The following is a 22,593-nucleotide window of genomic DNA, read 5'->3' as shown; positions in this document are numbered from 1 at the left end:
CGATTACGAGTTGCCCCGTAATCGCCCTTCTACTGAGGTGAGGTGTTTAGACCTTACTCAGCGGCTGCAAGGATGTTGACTACCTTGCGGCCCTTGCGGGTACCGAATTCGACCTTGCCTGCTGCCAGAGCGAACAGGGTGTCGTCGCCACCGCGGCCTACGTTGTTGCCGGGGTGGAAGTGGGTGCCGCGCTGGCGAACGAGGATTTCGCCTGCGTTGACGGTTTCGCCGCCGTAGCGCTTAACACCGAGGTACTGGGGGTTTGAGTCACGGCCGTTGCGGGTGGAGCTTGCGCCCTTCTTATGTGCCATTGATGCCTACCTTAGGTCAAAGAATGTTGGGGTAAAACCAGTCTAAGCTGAACTTATGCGTTGATCGCGGTGATCTTAACGGTGGTCAGTTCGGCGCGGAAGCCCTGACGCTTCTTGTAACCGGTCTTGTTCTTGTACTTCTGAATAACGATCTTAGGACCGCGGAGGTCTTCGATCTTTTCTGCGGTGACCTTGGCTGAAGCCAGGGACTTTGCATCAACGGTGACCTTGTCGCCGTCAACCAGCATCAGCACGGGCAGCTCAATGGTGCTACCGGGCTCGCCAGCGACGCGGTCAAGGGTAACCAGGTCTCCAACTGAGACCTTTTCCTGGCGGCCGCCAGCGCGGACAATTGCGTATGCCACTTGGGAACTCACTTCTTCTTGACGTCATTTTAATGGTTCAAAACGAGTCTTCCTGAAAGGAACTCGGGCTCAACAGCAAGGTGGTGACCCGGTTTGCTCAGTACGTACCGGGCGGTTTCAGGTTCTGTCGTTTTGAGATGGTGTGGCCTTATCCCGGATGGAATATGCCTAGCTGAGTCCACGCTAACGCTTGCTTGTGGAAACAGCACCGACTCACCAGTTTACGTGGTGAGCCGGTGCTGAGCAAGATATGTGGTGAAGCCCTCAGGGCGTAGTAAGGGGTACGGGTGACGGTAAATCAGGCTCGCGCTCGCTGCCGACCCTCTCGCTGGTTCGCTAGCTGGCTCGCAAGCTCGCCAGATTCGCACCGAGATTTATTTTCCTCGCGCGCTCGGAATCTCGGTGCTCATCACCAGCGATTCACGCCAGCCGCCGAGCCAGCAGCTTCGCTGCGAGCCTGATTTACCTTTCATCGCCTTCTTACTTACCTGCCCGCTTGATCTCTGCAGCTGAGACGCCGACGCCGAGCATGACGGGGGCGTCATCGCTGGATGCAGCGGGCTTGGCTGCCTGGTCGATGCTGGCTACCACGGAACTACCGGTTGCGGCCTTGACCTCTTCGGTGCGTACCTCGGTGGAGCCGGCACCTGAGCTGACGGCGCGGCGGGAGCGGCGCTTCTTGCGGGGCGCTTCGCTTGCGGCAGCTGAGGGTGCGGACGCCTCGGCGGGGGTTTCGCTGGGTGCTTCGACCTTCTTACCGGGGGTGGCGACACCGGTGACGGCCGGGTCTGCTGCGACCTCGATGGGGGCGACGTACTTGACGTCGGAGCTTGAGGCGCGGCGGGGCTTGCGGGTGCGGCCCTTACCTGACTCGTCCTGGTTGCGGGTGCCGCGGCGGTCGGTGCGGTCTGCACGGCCGGCTCGGTCGTTACGGCCAGAGCGCTCACCTGAGGTAGTTGATTCTTCGCCGTCGCGGGGTTCGTAGTCGCGTCCGGCCTTCTGGGAGGCGCGGGCGCGGGCTTCTCCTGCGCGGATGGCGTCGAGTCGGGATGAGTTCTGGGTGAAGCGGGAGTCAATTTCGGGGTCTACGTCCATAGACGCGTCGGAGTTGGCTGAGAAGTCATCTGCTGAAATCTCTTCGCGCTTCTTACCGCCCCGGCGCTTGGACTGGCCACGGCCCTTTGAGCGTTCCTCGGAAGACCCTTCGGTCTCGTTCTCAGCGTCGGCGTCAAAGACGGCAGCCAGGGATTCGAGGGTGAAGGAGCCCTGCTCCCCCATGCTCTCTTCGGTGTCGGCGTCCGCCCCGGTGGGCAGCTCAATGACCTCGTCGCCGATGGTGAGCACCTGCTCGCCGCGGGCGTCCTGATTCTGCTGGTTCTCTAGCTCCAGGCCGGCCTCGGCGCGGCGGTTGCGCTTGCGGCGCTTACGCTTGCGGGCTGACTTAGACTCGGTCTCGCCCTGCTCGTCCTCGTGGTGGGCGCTGGCGGCAACGATGTTGGCCAGGGCAGCCTTGCGGGCCTCGGTCTTCTGCTCGGTCTCTTCGTCAATCTCGGTGAAGTCGCGGCGGTTCTGGGTCTTCTGGTTGCGGTAGCGCTTGCGGTCATCGCGTTCGGCGCGGTGGATGAAGTCGCTAGCGCCGCCGGAGCGGCCCTTGAGGGGCTGGTCGTGCACGAGAATGCCGCGGCCGGCGCAGGCTTCGCAGGGTTCTGAGAAGACTTCGAGCAGGCCGGTGCCCATGCGCTTGCGGGTCATCTGTACCAGGCCCAGGGAGGTTACTTCGGCAACCTGGTGCTTGGTGCGGTCACGGCCCAGGCACTCTACCAGGCGGCGGAGTACCAGGTCTCGGTTAGACTCGAGCACCATGTCGATGAAGTCGATGACCACGATGCCGCCGATGTCGCGCAGGCGTAGCTGGCGGACGATTTCTTCGGCCGCTTCCAGGTTGTTCTTGGTGACGGTCTCTTCCAGGTTGCCGCCGGAGCCGGTGAACTTGCCGGTATTGACGTCCACTACGGTCATCGCTTCGGTGCGGTCAATGACCAGGGAGCCGCCGGAGGGCAGGTAGACCTTGCGGTCCAGGGCCTTAGCCAGCTGCTCTTCAATCCGGTAGTGGTCAAAGAGGTCGTCGTCCTCTTCCCACTTCTTCAGGCGATCCAGCAGGTCGGGGGCAACGTAGGTAACGTAGGCTTCGATGGAGTCCCAGGCGTCTGAGCCCTGCACCATCATGGAGGTGAAGTCTTCGTTGAAGACATCGCGTACGGTCTTGATGGTCAGGTCGGGTTCCTGGTAGAGCAGTTCGGGGGCCAGAACCTTGCGGGATTCGCTCTTGGCCTTGATTTCTTCCCACTGCACGCGCAGGCGGTTGATGTCGTTGCTCAGCTCTTCTTCGCTGGCACCTTCTGCGGCGGTGCGGACGATGACGCCGGCGTCCTCGGGCAGACGGTCCTTGAGGATCTTCTTCAGGCGCTGACGCTCAACGTCGGGCAGCTTGCGGGAGATACCGGTCATGGATCCGCCGGGCACGTAGACAAGGTAGCGGCCGGGCAGGGAGACCTGGCTGGTCAGGCGGGCGCCCTTGTGGCCGACGGGGTCTTTGGTGACCTGCACCAGGACCGAGTCGCCTGCTTTGAGGGCGTTTTCGATCTTGCGGGGGGCACCGTCGAGGCCGGTGACGTCCCAGTTCACTTCGCCGGCGTAGAGTACGGCGTTGCGGCCGCGGCCAATATCGACGAAGGCAGCTTCCATGGAGGGCAGAACATTCTGTACCTTGCCCAGGTAGACGTTGCCAATCAGGGAGTCCTGCTGGGTCTTGGACACAAAGTGCTCGGCCAAAACGCCGTCTTCGAGCACGCCAATCTGGATGCGGTCGTCCTTCTGACGGACCAGCATCTGGCGGTCGACGGACTCGCGGCGGGCCAGGAACTCAGCTTCGGTAATGATCTGGCGGCGGCGGCCGGTGGCGCGGGTTTCGCGGCGGCGGATGCGCTTGGCTTCCAGGCGGGTTGAGCCGCGGACGCCGGTAACCCGGTTGGTGCTGTGAGAGTCAGACAGGCGGGGGGCGCGCACCTTAACAATGGTGTCCTCGGGGTCGCCCTCGGTACCGCCTTCAAATTCCAGATCGGCATCCCCACGGCGGCGGCGACGGCGGCGGTGGGAGGTGATTTCGGGGTCAAGGTCAGCCAGGCGGCGCTCACGGCGCTCAGCTTCTTCGGCCTCACGGCGGGCTTCCTTTTCGGCCCGCAGCTGCTCCATGATTTCGTCCATGTTGGGCGAGTAGAAGAGCAGATTGTTTGAGCTCACAGCGGCGTTGACCTGGGCTAGCTCTTCTTCCTTGAGCTCGCGCAGGCTCTTCTGAGGAGCGGCAGGCTCTTTAGCGGTTTCTTCTGTTTCTGCTTCTGCAGACTCTGCCTCAGTTTCTGCTACTTCATCTGTGGTTTCTTCGGCAGGCTCGGTTTCTGCGGCGGGAGCCTCAGCAGCCTGCTTACCCTCTTCTGCCTCGTCGGGCTGAGGCTCGGTGGCCTCTTCAGCCTGTACAACGGCCTTCGCTTCGGGGCCCTTGGCCTGGGCCTCTTCGACCTCGGTGCTTACTTCGGCAACCTGTTCAGCGGCTGCGGTAGCTTCTGCAGCCTGGGTTTCTTCGAGGTTTTCTACAACCTCGGACTGTTCGCTGCTCATCAGCGTTCACTCTCCTTGTGTTCGTATGCCCCTGCCGCACCAGTGGTCTTGCCTGTAGTCGGCAGTCCCTACCCTGAAGGTGGTCCGCCGAAATCCTTGGCTACCCGGCTCAACCGTGAGCTCCTTGGCGTACTCGGCAGGTCAAGGCTTCTGTGCTCCATACCGAGGGGAACCGGGCCAGCGGCAACAACCCGAGGCAGCGCTAGGGCTGCACTTGATGGGGGCTTGACGGTAAGGACGCCTGCGGGTAGGCAGTGCGTCACCGGCCGTTTCGGGGTGCCTGCTGGGTAGTGCCACCGCGTGCGGGCGGCACACTACCACACCCATTCTCTCACACCCGGGCTCTTTTCACCCCATCTAGAACCGAACTCACCACGCACCGAGCCGCCCTGCCCAAACCAGCTCGCCCCGGGCGTCCTTACCTGGGAACTTAGTAAAGAAAACCTGCCCCCACCCCGCAAAACCGGGCGGGCTTGGAGCCTGCCCCGTAGTATGGGGAAAGAAAGTTTTATACAGCCTAAGGATTCACTGTGTCTACCCCCGTGAACACCCCCGATACTGAGAGCGGTATCAGCCAGGCCCAGCTCGATCGCAGGCTCGGCTGGTTCACCCTCATTCCCGGCCTGCTGGCCTTCGGAGCCGCCGCCATGCTGGTCTACGAGCGACTTCAGATTTATATGGACGGCGCCCACCGGTCGGTCTGCGATATCAACGCCCTGCTCAACTGCGGCACCGTCATGCGCACCTGGCAGGCAGAAGCCTTTGGCTTCCCCAACCCCTTTATCGGTATCGCCGGTTACGCTATCGTGCTGACTATCTCTACCGCTCTGATTGCCGGGGCGTCCTTCGCCCGCTGGTACTGGGTCGCCATGCAGGTGGGTCATACCCTGGCCATGGCCTTTGTGCTCTGGCTCTGGTACAACACCACCTTCGACATCAACGCCCTCTGCCTCTTCTGCATGGTGGTGTGGATTATGCAAACCGCAATCTTCGTGAAGGTCACCACCCGCAACATCCATGCAGGGGTTATCCCGACCTCTGAGAGCATCCGTCAGGCTGCCCCCAACTGGACCTGGTTCTCTATCATCCTGGTCTATATCTTGATCTTCGGCATTATCTTCATCCGCTTCTTCGATGTGATTATGGGAATGTTCTAAACCCCTCCCCACCGCAAAAGGCCGGGGCCCTCAGTACGAGGGCCCCGGCCTTTTTGTTCTGCTTAGCGACAGGTCTTTTTAGGCACCGAACCAGAGCGCGATTTCGCGGTCTGCTGATTCTGCTGAGTCTGAACCGTGAACCAGGTTCTTCTGCACGCTCTCGCCCCAGTCGCGACCAAAGTCACCGCGGATGGTTCCGGGGGCAGCGGTGGTGGGGTTGGAAGATCCCATGAGAGTACGGGCGCCCTCAAGCACGCCGTTGCCCTCAAGTACGAGAGCAACCACGGGGCCTGAGCCCATGTAAGACACCAGGGGCTCGTAGAAGGGCTTACCCTCGTGTTCCGCATAGTGCTGCTCGAGCAGCTCGCGGGAGGGAACCAGCATCTTCAACTCAGCAATGCGGTAGCCCTTACGCTCAAAACGGGCCAGCACCTGGCCGGTGAGGTTACGCTCCACACCGTCGGGCTTGACCAGAATCAGGGTACGCTCGGTCATGACAATCTCCTTTGATAGGTCAGGGTGAGTTTTCACCCTTACCCTACCAGACAGCCCGCTAGGCGGGGTTAGCCTTCTCCCATTCCTCCTGCTCTTTGGCGCGGACGGCGTTCTCGGCGTCCAGGCGGGCACCACGCGTCACCCCGTACCAGTAGGCCACAGCAAAAGCCGCTCCCACAAAAAACATGGAGGGCAGGGCAAAGCCCACCAGAATCAGGGCAACCTGCAGACCGTAGCCCAGGTGGTAGCCCCAGGGCTTCTTCAGGAAGGCCGGTGTGACCAGCAGGGCTGCTGCCAGAGCTAGACCCAGCACCCAAATGACCACCTTGACCCAGGTGGGGTCGTTGAAGTGGTGGCCAAAGATTGCCAGGGTGGCAAAGAAAGCAACCAGGGCTTCGAGCGACAGCACCATCGAGGTAAACATGACCTTGATGGAGCGCTGTTTCTTGGGCTGGCCCGGCCGCCATTCACGCTGGGCGCGCGTCATTTTCGCCATCATCTCTCCTTTACAATCCAAGCAGGGTGCTAGCTTCGCCCACCACAGTGATAGAGCCGGTCACCAGAACAGCCGAGTTAAGGTTGGGCACGTCTGCTGCCGCTGTAACCGCTGCTGAGAGAGCATCGGGGATATTCTCGTAGGTTTCGATCGTATCTTCATCGAAACCGGCCTCAAGGGCCAGCTCAGCCAGTTCCTCAGGCGCGATGGCCCGTGGCGAGTCTGACTTGGTCAGGTGCAGCACCGTGCGCCAGTCAGCCCGGTCAACGTACTCGTCAAAGAGCAGGTTCAGCATGGTCGCGGCGTCCTTTTCACCCAAGATACCCACCACCAGGTGCAGTTCTTCGAAACTGAAGGACTCCTTGAAGGCAGCTGCCGAAGCAGCGACACCGTGGGGGTTATGGGCGGCATCGAGCACCACGGGCGGCTCGGTGCGGGCTACCTCTAGACGGCCCGGCGAGCGCACCTCGCCAAAGGCCAGCTTGATGAGGTCGAGGCTCAGTTCCTTCTCTCCCCCGCCCAAGAAGGCTTCAACCGCAGCCAGGGCCACGGCGGCGTTCTGGGCCTGGTGGGCGCCGAAGAGGGGCAGGGCTATGTCTTCGTAGCGGCCAGCTAGTCCCTGGATGGTAAGCAGCTGCCCGCCCACACCGGCGGTGCGGTCGACAGCGCCGAACTCTACGCCTTCAAAGCGGTAGTCGGCGTTGTGGGCGCGGGCGGCTTCGAGCAGAACCTGGGCGGCGGACGGGTCCTGGGCGGCGGAGACGAGGAAACCGCCGTCCTTAATAATCCCTGCCTTCTCACCGGCAATTTCGGCGAGGGTCTCCCCCAGCATGTCGGTGTGGTCCAGGCCGATGGGGGTAACCACCGATACGGTAGCGTCGGCGACGTTGGTGGCGTCCCAGGAGCCCCCAATACCCACCTCGAGTACCATCACGTCCACCGGCTCGTCGGCGAAAATCGCAAAAGCCAGGATAGTGAGGGCTTCAAAGTAGGTGATGCGGGGGGCACCGGCGGCCTCAAGTTCAGCATCCACGATCTGTAGGTAGGGCTGAATCTCGCCCCAGATACGCACAAAGGTGGAATCTGCCACGGGCGCCCCGTCAATCGAGATCCGCTCGGTGACCGTGGAAATATGGGGGCTGGTGTAGCGACCCACACGAATGTCGTGCGCCATGAGCAGACGCTCAATCATGCGGGCGGTTGAGGTTTTGCCATTGGTGCCGGTGATGTGGATGACCGGGGCTGCCTTGTTGGGCTCGCCCAGAATTTCCACGGCGCGGGTCATCGCATCGAGGCGGGGGGCCATCTTGTGCTCGGGGGCACGAGCCAGCAGATCGGCGTAGACCGAGGCTACGCCGAGGGCATCGTCAGCGCGAACGCCCTCGGCAGCAATCTCGGCAAACACGGGGTCAAGCTCCATGTTGTCCTTGGTCATTTATGCCTTCTTCACGGTCGCTGAGAATTCAGCGCCCTCGAGGTAGGTCACGGCCACAGCCAGGGTCTCACCGGCCACCAGTTCCTCGTGCTTCTTGATAGCTTCGAGGTCGGCTGCGGGAGCGGTGATGGTCAGCTCGATGCGGTCTGAGACATTCAGGCCGGCGTCCTTACGCTCGGACTGGATGGCGCGGACGGCGTCGCGGGCAGTACCCTCGGCGCGCAGCTCGTCGGTGAGGGTGGTGTCGAGTACCAGGAAGCCGCCGCCGGGCAGAACCGAGACGGCGCGCTCTGCGGCGCCGTCGGTTTCTGCGACCACGGTTTCAAGCTCGTACTCGCCCGGCTCCAGAGCCATGTTGTCGGCACCCACCACAACGGTGCCGTCCTCGGTGACCTTCCAGTCCCCGCTCTTAGAAGCCTTGATAGCAACCTGCACCTGCTTGCCCAGGCGGGGGCCTGCGGCACGGGCATTGACCTTGAGCTGCTGGGAGATGCCGAAGTCAGCAGGAGCCACCTCGGCAGCGTCCAGAAGCTCAACCGCCTTGATGTTGAGCTCATCAGCGATGATTGACTCAAAGGTACCGGCCAGGTCCTTGCCACCGGCAACCGCCACGGTCAGGGCAGCCAGGGGCTGGCGCACGCGCAGCTTGTGGGCCTTACGCAGGGCAGAACCGGCAGAAGCGACAGCGCGGGTGGTCTCCATCAGGGCCAGCAGTTCAGCCTCGTCCTTGAAATCCGCAGGTGAGGGCAGGTCGGTCAGGTGAACCGAACGCTCCCCGGTCAGGCCGCGGTAGATTTCTTCGGTGGTCAAAGGCAGCAGGGGGGCCGCCATCTTCACAAAGGTCACCAGGGCGGTGTAGAGCACGTCGAAGGCCGCGGCGTCTTCGTTGAAGAAACGCTCGCGGGAGCGGCGCACATACCAGTTGGTCAGGGCGTCGGTGTAGGTGCGCAGGGCCTCGCAGGCGGCCGATACATCGTAGGCGTCCATGGCCTCGGTGACCTCTGCAACCAGCTGACGGGTCTTCCCCAGGATGAAGCGGTCCATAACGTGCTCGGCCTCGGTGACCAGCTTGGCCTCGTAGCCTGCACCGCCGTTGGCAGCGTTGGTGTAGAGAGCGAAGAAGTGGTAAACGTTCCACAGGGGCAGCATGACCTGGCGGACGCCCTCGCGGATGCCCTGCTCGGTCACAATCAGGTTGCCGCCGCGCAGAATCGGGGACGACATGAGGAACCATCGCATGGCGTCCGAACCATCGCGATCCAGAACCTCGGAGACGTCCGGGTAGTTGCGCAGGGACTTAGACATCTTCTGGCCGTCTGAGCCCAGCACGATACCGTGGGCAATGACGTTCTCAAAGGCGGTACGGTCGAAGAGGGCGGTAGCCAGAATGTGCATGGTGTAGAACCAGCCGCGGGTCTGGCCAATGTACTCAACGATGAAGTCTGCCGGGTAGTGGGCCTCGAACCACTCCTTGTTTTCGAAGGGGTAGTGGAACTGGGCAAAGGGCATAGAACCGGAGTCGAACCAGACATCCAGCACGTCCTCCACGCGGCGCATGGTGGACTTGCCGGTGGGGTCGTCCGGGTTGGGGCGGGTCAGCTCGTCGATGTAGGGGCGGTGCAGGTCGACTTCGCCGTCCTTGTTCAGGGGCAGGCGGCCGAAGTCGGCTTCCAGCTCAGCCAGGGAGCCGTAGACATCGGTGCGGGGGTAGTTGGGGTCATCAGAGACCCAGACCGGAATCGGGGAGCCCCAGAAGCGGTTACGCGAGATGGACCAGTCGCGGGCGTTCTCAACCCACTTACCGAACTGGCCGTGCTTGACGTTCTCGGGAATCCAGTTGATGTCCTCATTCAGCTCGCTCATGCGGCCCTTGAAGTCGGTCACGCGCACGTACCAGGAGGTGATGGCGCGGTAGACCAGGGGGGTGCGGCAGCGCCAGCAGTGGGGGTAGGAGTGAACATAGGACTTCTCGCGAATCAGCACGCCGTCAGCCTTGAGGGTGTTGATGATGGTGCGGTTAGCCTCGAAAATCTGGACGCCGGCGATCTCAGCCAGGGGGGCACCGTCGGCCAGGGAAGAGTCGGCGAAGAGGTCCAGGAACTTGGCGCCCTCGTCGATAGACAGAATCACGGGGATACCGTAACCCTCACAGACCTTCTGGTCGTCCTCACCGTAGGCGGGTGCCTGGTGGACCAGACCGGTACCGTCGGTGGTGGTCACGTAGTCGGCAACCAGAATCTGCCAGGCCTTCTCGGTGCCGAACTTTTCTGCGTCGGTGAAGTAGTCCCACAGGGGTGCGTAGCGCACACCTTCGAGCTGGGTGCCGGTGTAGGTGGCAAGGACGGCCTCGCGGGCGGCGTCCGCGGGCTTTTCAGCCTCCCCGTAGCCCAGGTCCTTGGCGTACTCGCCCAGCAGGTCAGCAGCCAGCAGGAAGCGGCGTCCTTCCAGCTCACCGGCACCGGGCACCACAACGTAGCTGATCTCGGGGCCAGCGGCCAGGGCCTGGTTGGTGGGCAGGGTCCAGGGGGTGGTGGTCCAGGCAAGAGCCTCAACACCGACCAGAGCTTCAGCTACAGCCTTGTCGGTTGCCAGGGAGGTGTCATCGGTGATGCTAAAGGCTATGGTGACGGAGGGGTCCTGACGCTCCTTGTAGACGTCATCGTCCATGCGCAGCTCATGGTTCGAGAGCGGGGTTTCGTCCTTCCAGCAGTAGGGCAGCACGCGGAAGCCCTCATAAGTCAGGCCCTTATCGTGAAGCTGCTTGAAAGCCCAAATCACGGACTCCATGTACTCCACGTTCAGGGTCTTGTAGTCGTTCTCAAAATCCACCCAGCGGGCCTGGCGGGTGACGTACTCTTCCCATTCCTTGGTGTACTTGAGCACCGAGGCGCGGGCAGCGTCGTTGAAGTTATCGATGCCCATCTCGATGATCTGCTGCTTGTCGGTCATACCCAGCTGCTTCATCGCTTCAAGCTCAGCAGGCAGGCCGTGGGTATCCCAACCAAAGCGGCGCTCCACCTTGTGACCGCGCTGGGTCTGGTAGCGGGCGACCAGATCCTTGACATAGCCGGTCAGCAGGTGGCCATAGTGGGGCAGGCCGTTAGCAAAGGGAGGGCCGTCGTTGAAGACGAACTCGTTGGCACCGTTCTCGCCGGCGTCGCGGTTATCAATGGATGCCTGGAAGGTTCCGTCATTCTTCCAGTAGTCCAGCACTGCTTCTTCGAGTGCGGGGAAAGAGGGGGAAGCGGCCACAAAACTGGCTCCGCTTGCGCTTGCCTTGGGGTAAACAGGCTTATTGGTCATGGTTGCGCCCTTAGGTTCTTGTCTGCCTAGTACTTGGGGTGCAAGGACGCCTGCCCTCCCCCGTCCGCTCGACGGGCAAGGAACCTGCGCGGTACCACCTTGCTTACATCAACCGGCCCGACCCCACCCCGAGCCGCACTGAAAAGTGCGGGCGGGTATGGGTCTGCGCCGGGGCAACCTACCGTCTCGTGAGATGAGGTAGGTTGCGCCCAGCGCAGGGTCGAACCGGTTATCAGTCGCTTCATGACAGCTGTTTCGGGCTTACCCGTCCGGGTCTACTGGGGCTATATCTATTCCGCGCACTCCCCTCGTCGCAACGAATTACGGGGGTGTGCAGGTACAGCCTGTTCTTCCGGATTGCTCGCCGGTGATAGCCGGGTCATTGCAACTGTTACCTATTTTAGGGGCAGGGGCGGTGGCTGTCTAACGGGTTTTTAGCTTTTCTGGCAGGCGCCCGCCGGGGCGGGGTGTGAATTACAGGCGTGTGAGCACAAGATGTAGTACAGGTGCGGACGCCCCGCCCCAAGATAGCGGATTACCGCCAGCTGGCAGGGTGAGCAGGGGAACCTAAATTACAATTCTTACCCCCGCCCCTATGCTCACCTTCAGGTCGCACCCGCAGGCGGGCGGCGTCCGCGCACCTCTCCCTCTCCTATTCCGCGAGCGTCCACCAGACTCTCAAAGTGCTTATTCCCCCGGTGGACGCTCCGAGAGTCTGGTGGACCTTAGAGGCGGCGGGCACGGTTGAAAGCTCGCTCCATCTTGATTTTGAGCTCGTGCGGACGCCGGGTGAGCTCGTCCCACGCTACTCGAACCACATCCCACCCCTGCCCCCGTAAGAGAGCCTCACGTTCGTTCTGCCGCCCAAAAACGTCCTCACGCTCACCAAACTGGGTGTATTTGATCTGCCCATCGAACTCAACGATGATCTTGAGATCTGGCCAGGCAAAATCTACCCTGAACTGCTGCCCATATACCCCAATCACGTACTGTTCGACAGGCCGAGGCAAACCACACCTCATCAAGAAAAGCCGCAGCAAACTCTCCCCAGGCGACTCGCTGAGAGGGCTTACGATATCTGCAATTATGCGAGCCTGCACAGAGCCACGACCAGACAGCCCCCGTAAGGCCTGGGTCAGTTTTTGGTGCTCAATCTTCCGCAAAGAACTATCTGCAAGCACAAGTGCCTCTTCGAATTTCATCACCCTCATACAGTGAAGAACCGTATCGAGCGGTGCGGTTACATCCACACCCAAACTTTTCTCGATTTCGTACCGGCCGTTTCTATGCCGCACAACCCGCGGTAATGGGGTGCCGTGTGCCTGCCCCACTGTATGGATAGCAGTCGGTATATGGAGTAGCCACATACCGTGTACCGCTGCCGCTGAATGGTGGGATAGCACCGAGGTTTTGAGCCTGCTTCTGCCATACCCGATGACACGGGCCAGATACTGCTGACTAGGGTAAAGCTGAGAGTGGAAACCACTTTCCATATAACTTCCGTAGCCAAGCCGCTGGTACTCGCCGCGAGCGACCGCACGGGCGAGGGCGTCCTTGTTTATGCCTCGCGCGGATAGCTGCTGTGTGGTCTGTACGGCCATTGCTATTTCTTCTGGAGATTTCATGGTCAGATTGTGCGCTGATTCGGGCAGATTTCGCTAGATAGGCGCTTCCTGTGGATAGCGCTTTGCTCACCAGTGCACGGCGAGCGCGTTTAAAACGGTGCAGCCGTGACGCAGTATGACGCGGCTGAGCTAAGTGTCCACAAGAATCTTGCACCGCCCATTTGAGACATAAGCATTCCGCGAGTCTGGTGGACGCTCAAGATGAACACGCCTCTGATACGCCGCTAGACTTGGGTTCAAGCACTACCCAGGAGAACACCATGCCCCTCATTAATGTCTCGTATGCATCTACTCAGTCTGATGAGAAGAAGGCCGAGCTGATTGCTGAACTCACCCGAACCTATGCCTGGGTGATGGGTGCCAAGGAAAGCTCGGTGTGGGTGGTCCTAAACGAGGTGCCGCGCACCGATTGGGGTGTGGGTGGCCAGCCTCTAGCAGCGCTTGACGCGGCAGCAACTCACCAGCAGGACGCCCGTGTTGAGATTCGCCAGGCACAGCAGGAAGACCTGCCCGCCCTTGCAGCCATTGAGGCCGAGTGCTTCCCGGCGGCTGAAGCAGCGAGTGAGAGCGACCTGCGGGCCAGGTTTGAGGTTTTTGGGGAGCATTTCTGGGTACTTGAAGCTGACGGCGAAGTTGTTGCCTTTATCGACGGACTAGTGACCGACTCCCCCGTTATCTTCGATGACCTCTACGAGAGCCCCCAGGCCCACACCCGGCACGGGGCTTACCAGACGGTTTTTGGTATCAACACCCGCCCGGCCCACCGGGGCCGGGGGTACGCGTCCGCCCTGATAGAAAAGCTCATCAACCAGGCCCGAGAGCAGGAGCGAACAGGGGTGATTCTTACCTGCAAGAAGGAGCTGATTGGCTTCTATGAGAAGCTCGGCTTTGAGCTTGACGGGGTTTCAGAATCAACCCACGGCGGCGCTATCTGGCACGATATGACCCTGCATCTGAACTAGTCCCAGCCCAGCACCCCGGCGATGCGGTTGAGCAGGGCAAGGGCTCGCCGCGGGTTACCCCCGCCAGAAACAGCCACCAGTTCATCGCCCTGCCTGCGGTGGGCCAGCGACCAGAGTGGAGATTCCTGCGACGCCCCTCCCACTAGGTACCAGATTCCTCGCTCGTCGCAGAGCTCAGCAACCCGTGCGTTGAGGTCCGGTGAGTCCGTGAGAGCGTAGACCAGCCAGGCACCGGCAAGATCTTCGGGAGTAAAAGGACGCCGGTGGGCAACAAGACTCCCCTCAGCCAGCAGGTTCTCCAGGTGGGAGTCGAGAGAAGGAGCCACCACCTCAACCTGAGCCCCAGCCTCAATGAGGGCGCCCACCTTCCGGGCAGCGACCTGCCCCGCCCCGACAAGGAGGACCCGGCGTCCGCGCAAATCAAGGGCTACCGGCAGCCGCTGATTCACGCGGGGAGCTCCGCCCAGATGTCACCGTCGCGCACTTCTACGGGGTACACAGGTAGGCGATAGTCAGCTCCAGAGAGGCAGTCGCCGCTGATGAGGGAATAGACCTCTTTATAGAGAGGGGATGTCACGGTGGGCTCGCCGCCCTTCTCTCCCAGGATGCCGCGGGCAATCACCAGGGCCCCGGAGGCAGGGTCCCTGTGGCTGGTGACGAAAATAGAATCGTCTGCGGCACGAAAGACCGCATACTGCTGCCCGTCAATCAGAGCCGCTTCACCCCAGTTAGGCTCCAGGTCGTTCTTGGTGCAGATTCGGTGCCACTGTACTGTCACGGTGCCCTCCATTTTCTTACTGTACGTCGTGCGTTTGCGTGGGTTTACCTTGTTTACCCTGTCTTTAAGCTAATATTAGCATTATAAATACGCATTAAACCGGCTTGAACCCACACCAGGGAGGCTCCCATGTCCCACACCCCCACCACCTCCAGCCAACGTTCCGTTCTGGTGATTGGAGGTGGGCCCGCAGCCTGGAGATTTGCCAAGGCCTTCCTCGACAAGGACTCCGGCGCCTCCCACCTTACCGTGCTCAACGCCGAGAAACACCTGCCCTATGACCGTGTAGCGCTAGAGAAGATTTTTCACGATACCGCCCGCGACCTCACCCTCGGCGACCCCGAACTCTGGAACAACCCCCACGTCACCCTCGTCAATGGTGTGAGCGCAACCGCCATCGACCGCAAGAACCACACGGTCAGCGCAACCGACGGTCAGACCTACCCCTACGATGAACTGATTCTTGCTACCGGCTCATCGGCGGTCAAGATTCCCATTCCTGGCTCCGACAGCGCCCACGTCTTCCGAACCATCGATGATGTGCAAACGGTGGTTGCGGAAGTTGCCCGTCTAACGGAAAAGCTAGGACGCCGCCCCCGCGCTATCGTGGTCGGTGGCGGCCTACTGGGGCTTGAGGCAGCAGAGGGCCTGCGAGATGTAGGAGCTGACCCCACCATTCTCGATGTGGCTCCCTGGCTGCTATCGATTGAGGTAGACCAGGGTGGCGGTTTCGCGGTCAACGCCGCAATTCGCGAGGCGGGAATCGCGGTTGAAACCGGTGCTTTTATCTCAACCATCAATAAGGATTCCGCCGGTGAGGTTATCTCGGTGTCGGTGGCAAACGGTATGGGTGATGAAGCCGATGTGCACCAGCTCGATGCTGACCTGGTCATGATGGCTGCCGGTATCCGCCCCAATGACCAGCTAGCCCGGGACGCCGGTTTGCAGGTGGGCGAGCGCGGCGGCCTCGTGGTCTCCCCCAGCTGTCAGTCGGAAGACCCCCACATTTGGGCTATTGGTGAAGTAGCCTGCGTGCTGGGTCGCACCTGGGGCCTGGTGGCTCCGGCGAATCAGATGGCTGAAGCTGTGGCAACTAATCTCACCGGTGGTCATGAAGAGGTAGAGAGCTTCGATATCGCCACCAAACTCAAGTTTTCGGGTCTGGAAGTAGCCGGTTTTGGTGACCGTCGCGGGGTGACCGAAAACTGTCTAGAGATTATGTTTGCTGATCCGGCCCGCGGCCTGTATCAGAAGATTGTGACAACCGCCGATGCGAAGACTCTGCTCGGTGGTGTCTTCGTGGGTGATACCGCCCCCTACGATTCGCTGAAGCCGCTGCTAGGCAGGGAGCTGCCCGCGGAGCCGTCCGCCTTTCTCACCGCTGCAGGAAGCGGGGATGGCGTGCCCGATACAGAACTGCCCGACGACGCGGTGCTGTGCTCCTGCAACAATATCTGCTTCGGTGCAGTGCGGGAAGCGGTAAAGGGCGGCGCGCACGATGTGGGAGCGGTCAAGGCTGAGACAACCGCCGGGACCCAGTGCGGCTCGTGCGTACCCATGATCCAAAAGACCCTAGAACAGACCATGAAGAAACTGGGGCTGACGGTCTCGAAGGCCCTGTGTGAGCACTTTGATCTCTCGCGTGCTGAGCTTTTCCAGGCTGTCTACGCTGTGGGCGACCTCGATGATTTCTACTCCGTGCTCAAGCGCTTTGGGCGGGGTACCGACGGCTGTGCCATCTGTAAGCCGACCGTGGCGTCCATCCTTGCATCGACCCGCAAGTCCTACGCCCTGGACGGCGGACGCGGCACCCTGCAAGATACCAACGACCGCAACCTGGCCAATATGCAGAAGGACGGCACCTACGGGGTGATTCCCCGCATTCCCGGCGGCGAAATTACCCCGCAGAAACTTGCGGTGATTGCCCAGGTGGCAGCAGACTACGGGCTCTACACCAAGATTAACGGCGCCCAGCGTATCGGCATGTACGGTGCCCGCCTGGAGCAGCTACCCGAGATTTGGCAGCGCCTGGTTGATGCTGGTTTTGAGTCGGGTCAGGCCTACGGTAAGTCCCTGCGCAATGTGAAGTCCTGCATCGGGTCTGCCTGGTGCCGCTTTGGCATGCGGGATTCGGTGGCCATGGCCATTGATACCGAAAACCGCTACAAGGGTCTGCGCTCACCCCACAAGTTCAAGGTGGCGGTTTCTGGCTGTAACCGCGAGTGCGCTGAGGCCCAGGGTAAGGACGTCGGCTTGATTGCCACCACCAACGGCTGGAACCTCTACTTTGCCGGTAACGGTGGTGCCAACCCCACCCACGGTCGCCTCTTCGCCCAGGACCTGGACCAGGCAACCGCCTACCGCTACATTGACCGCTACCTCATGTACTACATCCGCACTGCCGATAAGCTGCAGCGCACCGCCCGCTGGGCTGAGGACCTCGATGAAAAGTTTGGCGACGCTATCGAGCACCTACGCGAGGTGATTATCGACGACAAGCTGGGCATCTGTGAACAGCTCGATGCCGATATGCAGTACCACATTGACCATTATGAGGACGAGTGGGCTGCAACCCTGCGCGACGAGAAACGCCTGCGCCGCTTTAGGGCTTTTGTGAATGAGCCTGAGGCCAATTCGGCGGGTGACCGCATGTATGTGCTGGAGCGTGACCAGATCCGCCCGGCCACCGAAGCGGAAATCGCTGCAGCCGAGGCCGATGGTGATCTTGAGGGTGAGGACGCCGGCGAGAAGGTTTTGATTGCCGGGGCCATTTTGCCGGTGCACGCCGGCTAGCTGCCGCCGTGTGACCTCGCGTGACAAGGTTGTGGTACTCCGGTTCATGCGAGGTCACGCAAGTGGGTGAAGCTGCCCGACCCGTGTGAGGATGAAGGGTAAAGAGTTTTCTAGGGAGAGGATACGGCGTGTTCGCTAATCTTGATGTCACCAGTGCCGCGGTGCTGCTCTGCGGAGCATCAGAGCGGGTGGGGCAGGTTGCGCCCAAGTATAAGGCGGCGGCTGAGGTCATGAGTGTCTCCTCTGCTGACCTACTCCCCTCTGTTCTAGAAGATATCGCCCCGTCTGTGGTGGTCATCTGTGCCGAGCAGCCCGATGAGATTGGGAGCTGGCGGCAGGCGATCAAGGCCGCCCTGGGCAACAGGGGGCTGCACACGGTTCTTCTTGTGGATAGCGAACCGACCCCCCAGCAGGTCGGCAGGGTCTTTTTGATTGGGGCTGGCCCCGGCGATCCCGGCCTCATGACCCGCTATGCCCTTGAGGCACTGAGTCGGGCGGACGTCGTCCTGCTTGACCATCTTGCTCCCCACCAAGACCTGCCCCGCTGGGCACCTAAGGCTGACATCATCGATGTGGGCAAGATTCCCGGCCAGCACCGGGTGCCGCAGCGGGAGATTGACCGGCTCATGGTAGAGCATGCCCTAGCCGGTCGAACCGTGGCTCGCCTCAAGGGCGGTGACCCCTATGTCTTCGGGCGCGGTGCTGAGGAACTCTACGTCTGTGAGCAGTCCGGCATACCGGTTACGGTGTATTCGGGGGTGACCTCGTCGATCGCGCTGCCCGCTCTGGCCGGTGTGCCGATTACCCTGCGCGGTGTGTCCCACATGTTTACCGTGGTGTCTGGGCACGCGCCTCTAGGCGGCTCGGAGCTGGATCAGCTGGCGGGCCTGCTCAAGGACGGCGGCACGGTCTCCCTCCTCATGGGCGTCAAGTCCCTCCCCCATACCGTTGCCGGTCTGCGCGAGCGCGGGGTGCCGGCGTCCTTGCCCCTGATCGCGGTGCAGGACGGCTTCCGCCCCAACCAGCGCGAAGTGTACGCGACCTTGGGTGACTGCCTTGAAACGCTAGCCGATGTGAAGCCGCCTGCTGTGATTACTCTGGGCGAGGTGTGTGCGGTGGCCGGCCCCCGCCGCGAAGAGATCATGGCAAGGGCTTTTGAGACCCACTAGGCAGCAGCTGCCACAGCGACTTTTCAGGCCGGGGCCGACGTCCTAGCCCCGATTCCGAGTCTGTTTCCGCGCTCTCGTTGTGCCTTCCTCTTCATTTCGACGCGTCCGCCGGTTTTCCACGCCTCAACAGTGGAAAACCGGCGGACGCGTCGAAGGTTTAGCAGGGTGCTAGAAATCCGGACGGACGCGCCCCCAGTGCGGTCCGGACAAGTTGTGCAGACCCCACAGCAGCTGACTTCTATGACGCGTTTATGTCTTTGTGGCGCCTTAAACGTTAGGCCTATCCCCGCTAAAGGGCGCAGTTATCCACAGGTTCGGCCTTAGGCCTGCGATAAAGGTGCTCAAGGGTGCAATCTAGATGCATGAAAAGCCTGCACGACATCCACCCCCTGGTTCAGACAGCCCAAGATCTGGAGCTACGCGGTTTTACCCGTCATGCTGTGCGTCAAAAAGTGTCCCGTGGCGAGATCGTCAGAATACGTCGCGGGGTCTACGTGCCCTCTCAGAGCTGGTCTTCGCTCCTACCGAGTGAACGCTATGTGGCCCGGCTGGTTGCCCATTCAAAAGGTATGGGTGCTCGAACAGTTTTCTCGCATCAGAGCGCTGCAGCTCTCTATGGTTTTGCTCAGCTGACTGTTCCTGAACGTATCCACGTTGCAGCACCGAACTCTAGGGCTCATTCTTCACCGGGCGTCACCGTGCACGGGCTTACGAGTAAGCCCCAAGAGCTTGCGGGTATTCCCGTAACATCTGCCCTACAGACAGTGGTGGATTGTTGCCGGGTTCTCGACCTACGCCATGCACTCGTACTGGCCGATAGTTCCTTACGGGCTGGGGTTCTCTACCCCGATCTCTTGACGTGTTTACGTCAGGCTAAGGGCCGCGGCAGTAACCGCCTACAGAGGTTGGCTGACCTAGTCAATCCGCTTTCCGAATCTGCTGGTGAAAGTCTGGTGGTCTATTTCTTAGACGAGTTTGGCTTTCCGCCCTGCCAGCAGCAGGTGTGGGTTGAGGGCGGCGGACGGCGCTACCGGCCTGATTTTATGTGGCCTAAGTGCATGATCATTTTAGAGTTTGACGGAAACATCAAATACGCGGGTTCAAACCGTGAACAGGTTTTTGGTCAGCAAAATGAGCGTGAAGCCTGGCTCCGCGGTAGAGGCTACAACGTGGTACGAACCAACTGGCATGAGGTTATCTACCGGCCGCAGTTCTTGGCGGAGAAACTGAAGCGGGCTTTTGCGTCCGCCGGGGTGTACCCATAACTTCGACGCGTCCGCCGGTTTTCCACGCCTCAACAGTGGAAAACCGGCGGACGCGTCGAAAAGCCAGCCCTATACTAGCTGCTGCTCGTCTGCCTCCAGTGCCCAGCGCGCAAAGGTCTGGGAGGCGTCCGCTCGCTCCGCAAGGTAGGTGCGAATCAGGCGCTCAAGGTAGTCCTCAAGCAGGTCAGCTTCAACTTTGAGCCCGCGCACGGTACGCCCAAGGGTGCCGGCTGCGTCATTCTGGTAGTCAGCCAGCCCGCCGCCAAGGTGGACCTGGAAGCCGGGTACTTGGCGCCCGTCCTCAGTGGTAATGATCTGCCCCTTGAGCCCAATATCGGCAGTCTGAATACGAGCGCAGGAGTTGGGACAGCCGTTGATGTGCAGGGTCAGGCGCTGCGGGAGCTGGTCAGCAACATCAGCTAGGCGTTCTTCGAGGTTATCGATGACGCGGGCGGCAGTGGACTTGGTCGCAACGATAGCCAGCTTGCAATACTCGATGCCGGTGCAGGCGATGGTGGAGCGGCGGAAGACGGACGGACGCGCGTAGAAGCCCAGCTTCTCAGCTTCGGTGATGAAGGGTTCAACATCATCTTCTTCGATATCGAGCACAACCAGCTTCTGGTAGGGGGTAGTACGTAGACGCGAAGAGCCGTACTTTTCAACCAGGTTGGCCAGGTCAATGAGCTGGCTGCCGCTGATGCGCCCCACGGTGGGGGTCAGGCCGATATAGAACTTGCCGTCCTTCTGCGCGTGTACTCCCACGTGGTCGCCGGTGACGGCGGGGGTCTCGGGGGCGGGGCCGTCGGGCAGGGCATAGCCCAGGTATTCTTCTTCCAGTACCTGCCGGAATTTCTCTACCCCCCAGTCAGCAACCAGGAACTTGAGGCGGGCCTTGTTGCGCAGGCGGCGGTAGCCGTAGTCGCGGAAGATGGAGATAACGCCCTTCCAGACCTCCACGGCCTGCTCCTGGGTGACGAAGACCCCCAGGCGCTCTGCAAGCTTGGGGTTGGTGGAGAGACCGCCGCCGACCCACAGGTCATAGCCGACACCCAGTTCCGGGTGGCTAACACCAACGAAGGCGACGTCGTTGATTTCGTGCACGACGTCCTGGCTGGGGTGGCCGGTGAAGCAGGTCTTAAACTTACGTGGCAGGTTGGAGAAGGCGGGGTCGCCGATATACTTTTCTTTAATCTCACGAATCACCGGGGTGGGGTCGATGAGTTCGTCAGCGGCAATTCCTGCCAGGGGTGAGCCCAGAATGACGCGACCTACGTCGCCACAGGCCTCGGTGGTGTCGAGCCCCACCTCTGCCAGGCGGCGCCAGATTTCGGGTACGTCTTCTACCTGGACCCAGTGCAGCTGCACGTTCTGGCGGTCGGTCACATCGGCGGTGTCGCGGGCAAAGTCTCGGGAGATTTCACCGATCACGCGGGTCTGCTCGGTGGTGAGCTGGCCGGAGTCGATGCGCACACGCAGCATGAAGTACTTGTCTTCGAGTTCTCCGGGGCTCAGGGTTGCGGTACGGCCGCCGTCAATGCCCTGCTTGCGCTGGGTGTAAAGACCCCACCAGCGGAAGCGGCCGTGTAGGTCGTCCGAGTCGATGGAATCAAACCCTTCCTTGGAGTAGGTGTCGATAATCCGTTCGCGTACGTGCAGGCCATCATCTGCCAGCTTGAATTCTTCGTTGGCGTTGAGCGGGCTTTTGCCGTCGATTTTCCACTGGCCGTTGGGCTTCTTTGAGACGGGTTTACGGCGGGCCGGTGCGGCTGCCTGGTCGGGGCGGGCGGTGAGGGTCTTAGCCATAGGTTTAGTCTTTCGTGCGTGTGGTGCTGGTGGCGAGAGTGTGATGTGAAGATGCGATAGTTTCACTGTAGCCGGTGGGGCGGCTGAGGGTGAGGTTCCGGCTCCGCAGCACTCCTCGGGTGCTCAGGGCCAGCCCGGTCAGGGCTGCTCCCAGGGTGAGCGGCAGGCTGTAGGGGGCCAGGGCCGGTACGAGGCCGGTGAGGTAGGGCAGGTGGGTGACGACCAGGCAGGTGCCCACGAACCCGCCGAGGGCGGTGGGGTTGATGCGGGTGACCAGCCAGGCTGCGACGGGAGCAGCGAGGACGCCACCGGCCAGTAGGGCAAGGACGGCGAGCAGGTGCTCGGTGAGGTCCTGCCACATTCCCAGGATAAAGCCCAGACTGGCGGCCAGGGTGACCAGGAATTCGGCGGTGTTGACCGTGCCCACGATGCGGCGGGGTTCGGTTTTGCCGATGGTCATGAGGGTGGAGCTGGTGACCGGGCCCCAGCCTCCCCCACCGGCGGCGTCCACGAATCCGCCGAAGAGCCCGAGGAAGCCGAGGGTGCGGGGGTTGGCGGGAGCGCCGGTGCCGCGGGCGGCGCGGCGGCCGGTGGAGAAGCGGAGTACCAGGTTGATGCCGATGAGGGTCAAGATAGTTGCCATGACCGGCTTGGCGGTAGCCAAGGAGAGGTTGGAGAGCAGGGTAGCTCCTGCAAAGGCCCCTACCGCACCCGGCAGGCCCAGTCGCAGCACGACCTTCCAGTCGATGTTGTTGAATCGCCAGTGGCTGACGCCCGAGGCGAGGGTGGTGCCGAGTTCTGCCACATGAACAACTGCTGAGGCGCTGGCCGGGTTCATCACGGCGAGGGTGAGGAGCAGGGTGGTTGAGGTGACTCCGAAGCCCATGCCGAGGCTGCCGTCAACGAGTTGTGCGAGCAGACCGCCCAGGGCGATGAGTAGTAGTTTGTTCATGGTGGTGTT

The 22,593-nt window shown here is 61.4% G+C and carries 17 protein-coding genes; 5 read left to right on the top strand and 12 right to left on the bottom strand.

The genetic code is table 11. The features are described from left to right. Positions 1-53: 53 nt before the first annotated feature. The 3 genes from rpmA to ACRCJM_RS08750 all read right to left on the bottom strand — a co-directional run bounded on the left by rpmA (position 54) and on the right by ACRCJM_RS08750 (position 4,351). Positions 54-311 carry a 50S ribosomal protein L27 gene (rpmA, locus tag ACRCJM_RS08760; RefSeq protein ID WP_135013898.1) on the bottom strand — a complete coding sequence of 86 codons (258 nt, stop codon included), beginning with the start codon at positions 309-311 and terminating at the stop codon, positions 54-56. A gap of 53 nt (positions 312-364) precedes the next feature. After that, the gene (rplU, locus tag ACRCJM_RS08755) at positions 365-676 is read right to left on the bottom strand and encodes a 50S ribosomal protein L21 (RefSeq protein WP_135013897.1); all 312 of its coding nucleotides are present in this window, start codon (positions 674-676) and stop codon (positions 365-367) included. A gap of 480 nt (positions 677-1,156) precedes the next feature. Continuing rightward, positions 1,157-4,351, bottom strand: a complete 3,195-nt coding sequence (locus tag ACRCJM_RS08750; protein WP_431464619.1) for an Rne/Rng family ribonuclease — start codon at positions 4,349-4,351, stop codon at positions 1,157-1,159. A 530-nt stretch (positions 4,352-4,881) separates the two neighbouring features. Between ACRCJM_RS08750 and ACRCJM_RS08745 the strand changes: the two genes are divergently transcribed. Next, positions 4,882-5,508, top strand: coding sequence for a vitamin K epoxide reductase family protein (locus ACRCJM_RS08745; protein ID WP_431464618.1), 627 nt, complete (start codon positions 4,882-4,884; stop codon positions 5,506-5,508). 78 nt (positions 5,509-5,586) lie between these two features. Here ACRCJM_RS08745 and ndk read toward each other — a convergent pair whose 3' ends face one another. The 5 genes from ndk to ACRCJM_RS08720 form a co-directional block, all read right to left on the bottom strand. Beyond that, positions 5,587-6,003: a nucleoside-diphosphate kinase gene (gene ndk, locus ACRCJM_RS08740; protein WP_237186160.1), complete on the bottom strand. Its 417-nt coding sequence runs from the start codon at positions 6,001-6,003 to the stop codon at positions 5,587-5,589. Positions 6,004-6,061: 58 nt separating this feature from the next. Beyond that, entirely contained in the window at positions 6,062-6,499 is a 438-nt protein-coding gene (locus ACRCJM_RS08735; protein WP_431464654.1) for a DUF4233 domain-containing protein, read from the bottom strand. A 10-nt stretch (positions 6,500-6,509) separates the two neighbouring features. Further along, the gene (locus ACRCJM_RS08730) at positions 6,510-7,934 is read right to left on the bottom strand and encodes a bifunctional folylpolyglutamate synthase/dihydrofolate synthase (protein ID WP_431464617.1); all 1,425 of its coding nucleotides are present in this window, start codon (positions 7,932-7,934) and stop codon (positions 6,510-6,512) included. Further along, positions 7,935-11,237, bottom strand: coding sequence for an isoleucine--tRNA ligase (gene ileS / locus ACRCJM_RS08725; protein ID WP_431464616.1), 3,303 nt, complete (start codon positions 11,235-11,237; stop codon positions 7,935-7,937). A gap of 725 nt (positions 11,238-11,962) precedes the next feature. Next, on the bottom strand, positions 11,963-12,247 hold the full coding sequence (locus tag ACRCJM_RS08720) for a DUF559 domain-containing protein (RefSeq protein WP_237242585.1): 285 nt from the start codon (positions 12,245-12,247) through the stop codon (positions 11,963-11,965). An 875-nt stretch (positions 12,248-13,122) separates the two neighbouring features. On the opposite strand from ACRCJM_RS08720, the gene ACRCJM_RS08715 reads away from it, so the two are divergent. Beyond that, the gene (locus ACRCJM_RS08715; protein ID WP_431464615.1) at positions 13,123-13,824 is read left to right on the top strand and encodes a GNAT family N-acetyltransferase; all 702 of its coding nucleotides are present in this window, start codon (positions 13,123-13,125) and stop codon (positions 13,822-13,824) included. On the opposite strand, the gene ACRCJM_RS08710 is transcribed toward ACRCJM_RS08715, so the two are convergent. Together ACRCJM_RS08710 and nirD are read right to left on the bottom strand one after the other, a co-directional pair. Beyond that, on the bottom strand, positions 13,821-14,273 hold the full coding sequence (locus tag ACRCJM_RS08710) for a precorrin-2 dehydrogenase/sirohydrochlorin ferrochelatase family protein (protein WP_431464614.1): 453 nt from the start codon (positions 14,271-14,273) through the stop codon (positions 13,821-13,823). The genes ACRCJM_RS08715 and ACRCJM_RS08710 overlap by 4 nt on opposite strands. After that, positions 14,270-14,602, bottom strand: coding sequence for a nitrite reductase small subunit NirD (nirD, locus tag ACRCJM_RS08705; RefSeq protein ID WP_237186155.1), 333 nt, complete (start codon positions 14,600-14,602; stop codon positions 14,270-14,272). Before nirD ends, ACRCJM_RS08710 begins: the two co-directional genes overlap by 4 nt. A 129-nt stretch (positions 14,603-14,731) precedes the next feature. Here nirD and nirB point away from each other — a divergent pair, with 129 nt between their 5' ends. The 3 genes from nirB (at position 14,732) to ACRCJM_RS08690 (ending at position 19,829) form a co-directional block, all read left to right on the top strand. Beyond that, positions 14,732-17,395, top strand: coding sequence for a nitrite reductase large subunit NirB (gene nirB, locus ACRCJM_RS08700; protein ID WP_431464613.1), 2,664 nt, complete (start codon positions 14,732-14,734; stop codon positions 17,393-17,395). 128 nt (positions 17,396-17,523) lie between these two features. After that, positions 17,524-18,564, top strand: a complete 1,041-nt coding sequence (gene cobA, locus ACRCJM_RS08695) for a uroporphyrinogen-III C-methyltransferase (protein ID WP_431464612.1) — start codon at positions 17,524-17,526, stop codon at positions 18,562-18,564. 362 nt (positions 18,565-18,926) lie between these two features. Beyond that, entirely contained in the window at positions 18,927-19,829 is a 903-nt protein-coding gene (locus tag ACRCJM_RS08690; RefSeq protein ID WP_431464611.1) for a hypothetical protein, read from the top strand. A gap of 69 nt (positions 19,830-19,898) precedes the next feature. Here ACRCJM_RS08690 and ACRCJM_RS08685 read toward each other — a convergent pair whose 3' ends face one another. After that, positions 19,899-21,632: a nitrite/sulfite reductase gene (locus tag ACRCJM_RS08685; RefSeq protein ID WP_431464610.1), complete on the bottom strand. Its 1,734-nt coding sequence runs from the start codon at positions 21,630-21,632 to the stop codon at positions 19,899-19,901. 4 nt (positions 21,633-21,636) lie between these two features. Further along, positions 21,637-22,584 carry a sulfite exporter TauE/SafE family protein gene (locus tag ACRCJM_RS08680; RefSeq protein WP_431464609.1) on the bottom strand — a complete coding sequence of 316 codons (948 nt, stop codon included), beginning with the start codon at positions 22,582-22,584 and terminating at the stop codon, positions 21,637-21,639. Positions 22,585-22,593 lie beyond the last annotated feature (9 nt).

The sequence above is a fragment of the Rothia sp. L_38 genome (assembly GCF_050689125.1).
Classification (GTDB): Bacteria; Actinomycetota; Actinomycetes; order Actinomycetales; family Micrococcaceae; genus Rothia.
This window is presented reverse-complemented; position numbering and strand designations above follow the sequence as displayed.